Origin of the sequence: Halomonas sp. (genome assembly GCF_052095695.1) — a bacterium.
In the GTDB taxonomy this organism is placed as follows: Bacteria; Pseudomonadota; Gammaproteobacteria; order Pseudomonadales; family Halomonadaceae; genus Vreelandella.
Genome location: NZ_JBQDLQ010000084.1, coordinates 8,693 through 14,496 on the forward strand (window position 1 = coordinate 8,693; position 5,804 = coordinate 14,496).

The following is a 5,804-nucleotide window of genomic DNA, read 5'->3' on the forward strand; positions in this document are numbered from 1 at the left end:
AGAACGCCTGGCTATCGCGGCTGTAGCGGGAAATATCCAGCCATACATAGAAGGCACCTTGGGGCGGAAGATCCGGCGCCAACCCCAATCTTGCTAAGTCTTCTAACAACACTTTTCTGCGCTGCTTCAAGGTTGCTCGGCGTTGCTCAAGAATATTCCGGCACTCTGGGGTAAAAGCTGCCAACGCCGCATGCTGGGCAGGCGTTGAGGCGGCAAGAAACATATTCTGCGCCAAGCGGGTGAGCGGCTCTATGGCATGTTCGGGCGCTACCAGCCAGCCCAAGCGCCAGCCGGTCATCCCAAAATATTTTGAGAAGCTGTTCACCACAAAAGCGTTGGCTGACAGCGAGGTCGCCGACAGCGGCGCACCGTCATAGTTGAGGCCTTGATAAATTTCATCAACAATCACATCGCCTTCACGCTTGGCGACCGCGGCCAGTACGGCGGAAAGCTGCTCAGCGCCCAGGGTGTGGCCAGTCGGGTTAGAGGGCGAGGCCAGCATCGCCAGGCTCGTCTCCTTGCGCCAGTGCTCGGCGACCAGCGCGGCATCTAGCTGCCAGCCACTCTCGCGCCCCACCGACACCGTATCAATCTCAGCGCCCGCTAACGCCATAAAGTGGCGGTTACACGGGTAGTTAGGGTCGGCCATCAGCACTCGCGAGCCGGTTTCAACTAATAGCTGGCTAGCTAACAGTAGCGCCCCCGATGCGCCGGGCGTTACCAATATACGCGCAGGGTCAACCGCGGCATTGAAATGCTCCGCATAATGCTCAGCAATCGCTTGACGCAGGGCGGGCAGCCCAGCTGCCGGCGTGTAGCGAGTTTGGCCATTGGCGAGCGCCTGCTGCCCGGCGGCCACAATCGGCTCCGGAGTAGCGAAATCCGGCTCGCCAACTTCCAGATGAATCACATCGTGGCCAGCGGCTTCTCGCGCCTGAGCCATTTCCAGCAAATGCATGACCCGAAAAGGGGCAACGTGCTCGACACGTGAATTCCAGGCCATAACGGCTCCTTTACTTAGCTATTATTAATATCACTTAAAACATGGCACTAGTCACATTCGATGCAAGACCATGGTCGCAAAAGCACTATTATGCTTGCAACGTCGTCATTTTTCAGCTAAACAAGCATCCCTTTGGCGTGAGATCGTGACATAGGCTCATGGTCGATCAGTAGTCACATATGTAAGGGGCAGTCCCATGCCAGTAGCAGAAAAGAAACCGGAAGCGTCCAAGTCCTTCACTCCGTATGAGTCAGCACCGGGTGAAGAGTATATGAACGAGCAGCAGCTAGCGCACTTCCGGCAGCTGCTGCTGGATTGGAAACAGGATCTCATGGAAGAGGTGGATCGTACCGTACGCCACCTGCAGGAAGATGCGAACAACTACGCCGATCCCGCTGACCGCGCTACCCAGGAAGAGGGCTTTAGCCTGGAACTACGCACCCGGGATCGTGAGCGCAAGTTGCTCAAAAAGATTAACGAGACGCTGGATAACATTGACGACGACGATTATGGCTTCTGCGAAGCCTGCGGCGTTGAAATTGGTATTCGCCGTCTTGAAGCCCGCCCTACCGCCACACTGTGCGTGGATTGCAAAACGTTGGCGGAACTCAAAGAGAAGCAGCTCGGCGGCTGATCTCTAGAGCGGTGTTTTAAAGAATGCTCTACGTGAACGCGGGCACCTTCGGGTGCCCGTTTTTGTTAACGACGAGGCGCTTGCCTGTAACCACCTGGGACGATGCTGATATGCCCTCCTCTGCTCGCTACCGTGGCCGCTTTGCTCCAACGCCTTCAGGCCCGCTGCACTTTGGATCACTCGTCGCCGCCGTGGGCAGCTACTTAGACGCCCGTGCGGCTCACGGGCAATGGCTGGTGCGCATTGAAGATATCGACCCTCCCCGCTGCCCCCAGGGTGCAGCGAGTACTATCTTGCGCCAATTAGAAACGTTCGGTCTGGCGTGGGATGAAGCGGTCATGTGGCAGCACGTCCGTGGCGAGGCGTATCAACATGCGCTAGAGCAGCTTCTCAAGCTAGGTTTGGCCTACCCCTGCAGCTGTTCTCGCAAGCAGTGGCAAGGGTATGACATCTACCCCGGCTGGTGTCGCAACGGCGTATGCGACCCCACCAAACCAGTGGCCTGGCGGCTACGTAGCGACCGCGGCGAACGCCCTATCCGCTGGCATGACCGGCTATTTGGTGAACAGCAGCTTGACCCAGTTACGCTAGGCGATGTGGTATTAAAGCGCAAAGATGGCCTGTGGGCGTATCAGCTTGCCGTTATCGTCGATGACGCCGAGCAGCAGATTACCGACGTGGTACGGGGAGTCGATCTTCTGGATAACACACCCTGGCAATGCCAGCTGCAAAGCGCCCTTCAGCTACCGCGGCCTCGCTATTTGCACTTGCCGCTAATCGTGACCGCTGAAGGCCAAAAGCTTTCAAAACAAAACTTAGCCCCCGCGCTGGCAACGGATGACCACGGTGTGCGCCTGCAGCTCTTTCAGGCTCTACAAGCACTTGACCAAGCACCGCCTAAAGCGCTTGGCGATGAACCACCGTCGACTCAGTTACACTGGGCAGTCGCAAACTGGTCACCGGCGCAGCTGCGCCCCACGGCTCATCGCCTAACGCCAGCTTAATACCCTGGTTACTATCTTTTCCAACACCCACAGGAGAGTGACATGTACGTCTATCGCATCATGCTATTTTTGGTGTTTGGCGGTTATTTGCTCTCTCCGCTGCTTATGAATGGCTGGAGCGACCCAGAGGCTGCCTGGTACCGGCCGTTTGCAATTTGGGGCGGGCTAATTGCCTTGACGCTCTGGCTAGAGCAAAAGAGAAAGCTTGATGAACGCTGAGTTAATTGGAGTATTAGCGCTCGGCCTGGGCTATCTGGCACTGTTGTTCGGCTGCGGTTTTGCCGTAGAGCGGGGCTGGGTGCCGGTGCGCATTACCCGACACCCCGTTGTTTACACGCTTGCGCTAGGCGTTTATGCCAGCGCCTGGGCAATTTACGGCAGTCTGGAAATGGCGGCTAGCGCGGGGTTTGGCTTTCTTGCTTACTACCTTGGCGCCGCCGGCGCTTTCCTGCTCGCGCCCGTGCTGCTGGTGCCCATCCAGCGCATCACGCGTACTTATCAGTTAACGTCACTGGCTGACCTGTTTGCTTTTCGCTTTCGCTCTCGGTGGGCGGGCACGCTGGTCACGGCCGTCAGCCTGCTGGCGGTATTACCGCTGCTGGGTATTCAGGTACAAACGCTGAGCAGTGCGATTAATATTATGACGGCCAGCCAGGCAGGAAGTAGCGTTGCGCTGCTTTTTTGCGCGCTCATTGCCGCGTTTGCGGTAATTTTCGGCGCACGTCATAGTCAAGCGCATGGCCGCCACGACAGCCTGCTCAGCGCCATCGCGTTTGAATCCATCGTCAAACTGTTGGCCATGCTAGGACTAGGGGCAGTGGCGCTATGGATGGTCTTTGACGGCCCTGGCGATCTGCAACTGTGGCTGGAAGGGCCCGGCGCGATACTTCAACAGCAAACCCCACAGCTTGATCCTGCGCAGTGGCGCACACTGCTGCTGCTGTTCTTTGCAGCGGCGTTTATGATGCCGCATCTTTTCCATATCAGCTTCTCAGAAAGCTTATCGCGGCATACGCTGCTACAAGCCAGCTGGGCGTTACCACTGTTTTTATTGCTCATGGCGCTACCCGTGCCGGTAATTTGGTGGGCCGCACAGTCGGTCAATCCTGATATCCCCATAGCGGCCTATGCCGCCTATTTAATGACGGAACACTGGTGGGTGGGTGCGCTTGCGTTTATCGGCGGGCTAGCCGCCGCCTCTGGCACTATGATGATGATCGCGCTGGCGCTCTCCGGCATGGTGCTCAACCACATTGTATTAGTGGCAAGGCCCCCTGAAGCACGCAGTGATCTTTACGGCTGGCTACTGTGGCTGCGACGTGGTCTGGTGGTCGCAGTGATTATCAGCGGCTGGCTATTCTATCAATGGATAGGCCGCCACCACGGCTTAATTGGGCTGGGGTTAGCTGCGTTTGTGGGCATGGCTCAGTGCTTACCAGGCATGCTGGCACTGCTTTATTGGCCGGGCGCTAATCGTAAAGGCATGATTGTAGGGCTAGTCGCTGGCGTCAGCGTATGGCTTTGGGGCCTTTGGCTACCCCTCATTTTTTCACTGCCCTTACCACCGCTGCCTTCAACACCGCTCACGACTGCCGATTCACCGCTGTGGTACAACGTTACGCTGCTTTCTTTAGCCGTTAATATTCTACTGCTGATCGTCATATCACTTTTCACACGTATCTCTGAAGGGGAACGCTCTGCCGCTGAAGCATGCTCGGTCGATGCGGTTATCCGCTCTAAGCGCTCTCCATTAGAAGCCGCCACGGCTAACGACTTTGCCACCCACTTGGCGCAGGCGATCGGCGACGAAGCGGCGCAGCGCGAAGTTGCCCGCGCTTTAAAGGCACTCAACGTCACGCCTCAAGAGCGTCGACCCTACGCGCTGCGCCGCTTACGCGATCGCATTCAAGCCAACCTCTCGGGCCTAATGGGTCCGTCGGTCGCGCGAGACATCGTTGATCGCTACTTGCCATATCGTCATGACGACGCCCCAGAAACCGACGACATTCATTTTGTCGAAAGCCGACTGGAAGCGTATCGCTCTCGGCTAACGGGATTAGCCCGCGAGCTCGACGGCTTGCGCCGCCACCATCGTCAAACGCTGGCCTACTTGCCCGTTGGGCTTTGCGTACTGGGCGATGATGACGAGCTGCTAATGTGGAATCAGGCGCTTTCACAGCTCTCAGGCATTAGCGGTGAAAGCGTGATAGGTTCGCGCCGCGATAGTCTCCCAGCCCCCTGGCCAAGCCTGCTGGGCAGCGTGCTTGATGCAACGCCCGGCCCGCTTTACAAACAGGCCGTCACGCTGCACGAAAAAGACTACTTTCTAACCCTGCATAAAGCAGTTCTCAGCGGCCACGATAGCCGTGGTGGCAGCGCTATTTTGATAGAAGACCATACTGAAATGAAGTGGCTGGAAGATGAGCTGGTACATGCTGCACGTCTGGCCTCGATCGGCCAGCTAGCCGCCGGCGTCGCCCATGAAATCGGCAATCCGATTACCGGCATTTCATCATTGGCGCAGAATCTTCGCTACGACACCAACGACCCGGCGCTGCTGGAAACGGCGGACCAAATCCAACAACTGACTCAGCGAGTGGCTAAAATCGTCAACTCCCTGGTTGGCTTTGCCCACGGCGGGCGCCAAGCAACACCGCCCCCGACTTCACCGGTGACGCTTTCATCGATTAGCGAAGATGCCTTGCACTTGATCCACCTCGCCCGCTCGGGAGAGGATGTTACCCTGACCAACGATACGCCAGATGACCTGGTAGTCCGTGGTGACGCGCAGCGCTTGACTCAGGTGATGGTCAATCTGCTCAGCAATGCTCGAGATGCCTGCGCCCAAGATGGGCAAGTTCATATTGATGCAGGCGCCCATCAACGGCTTGCTTGGTGGCGAATAACCGATAACGGCCAGGGTATCGACCCTAGGGTACGCGACCACTTATTTGAACCGTTTACGACCACCAAGCCAGCAGGTGAAGGCACCGGTTTGGGCCTTTCGCTGGCGTATCAAATTATCAATGAACACCAAGGTAAAATAGACGTGGCCTCGCCACCGCCCGGACAGCCTTGCGGCACTGCCATTACGCTATGGCTGCCGCTTTACCAACAGGATGATCAGCCAGCCCATGCCCAGGATTCTGATTGTTGAAGATGA

The 5,804-nt window shown here is 57.2% G+C and carries 4 protein-coding genes and 1 pseudogene; 4 read left to right on the plus strand and 1 reads right to left on the minus strand.

Translation table 11 applies throughout. From position 1 onward, the window contains the following. A pseudogene (locus ACTH5D_RS14375) lies at positions 1–1,003 on the minus strand (aminotransferase class I/II-fold pyridoxal phosphate-dependent enzyme); the annotation flags it as partial. Positions 1,004–1,199: 196 nt separating this feature from the next. On the opposite strand from ACTH5D_RS14375, the gene dksA reads away from it, so the two are divergent. The 4 genes from dksA (at position 1,200) to ACTH5D_RS14395 (ending at position 5,798) form a co-directional block, all read left to right on the plus strand. After that, positions 1,200–1,637, plus strand: coding sequence for an RNA polymerase-binding protein DksA (gene dksA, locus ACTH5D_RS14380; RefSeq protein ID WP_441672415.1), 438 nt, complete (start codon positions 1,200–1,202; stop codon positions 1,635–1,637). A gap of 110 nt (positions 1,638–1,747) precedes the next feature. Next, positions 1,748–2,641 carry a tRNA glutamyl-Q(34) synthetase GluQRS gene (gene gluQRS, locus ACTH5D_RS14385; protein ID WP_441672420.1) on the plus strand — a complete coding sequence of 298 codons (894 nt, stop codon included), beginning with the start codon at positions 1,748–1,750 and terminating at the stop codon, positions 2,639–2,641. A 42-nt stretch (positions 2,642–2,683) separates the two neighbouring features. Continuing rightward, a complete protein-coding gene (locus ACTH5D_RS14390) occupies positions 2,684–2,860 on the plus strand; it encodes a hypothetical protein (protein ID WP_007111811.1) in 177 nt (58 codons plus the stop codon). Further along, positions 2,850–5,798 carry an ATP-binding protein gene (locus tag ACTH5D_RS14395; RefSeq protein WP_441672418.1) on the plus strand — a complete coding sequence of 983 codons (2,949 nt, stop codon included), beginning with the start codon at positions 2,850–2,852 and terminating at the stop codon, positions 5,796–5,798. Before ACTH5D_RS14390 ends, ACTH5D_RS14395 begins: the two co-directional genes overlap by 11 nt. The last annotated feature ends 6 nt before the right edge of the window (positions 5,799–5,804 follow it).

What these genes read in the sequence shown, in the direction of transcription:
- ACTH5D_RS14395 (WP_441672418.1), top strand. Translation starts at nt 2,850, where the DNA reads ATGAACGCTGAGTTAATTGGAGTATTAGCGCTCGGCCTGGGCTATCTG.
- gluQRS (WP_441672420.1), top strand. Translation starts at nt 1,748, where the DNA reads ATGCCCTCCTCTGCTCGCTACCGTGGCCGCTTTGCTCCAACGCCTTCA.
- dksA (WP_441672415.1), top strand. Translation starts at nt 1,200, where the DNA reads ATGCCAGTAGCAGAAAAGAAACCGGAAGCGTCCAAGTCCTTCACTCCG.
- ACTH5D_RS14390 (WP_007111811.1), top strand. Translation starts at nt 2,684, where the DNA reads ATGTACGTCTATCGCATCATGCTATTTTTGGTGTTTGGCGGTTATTTG.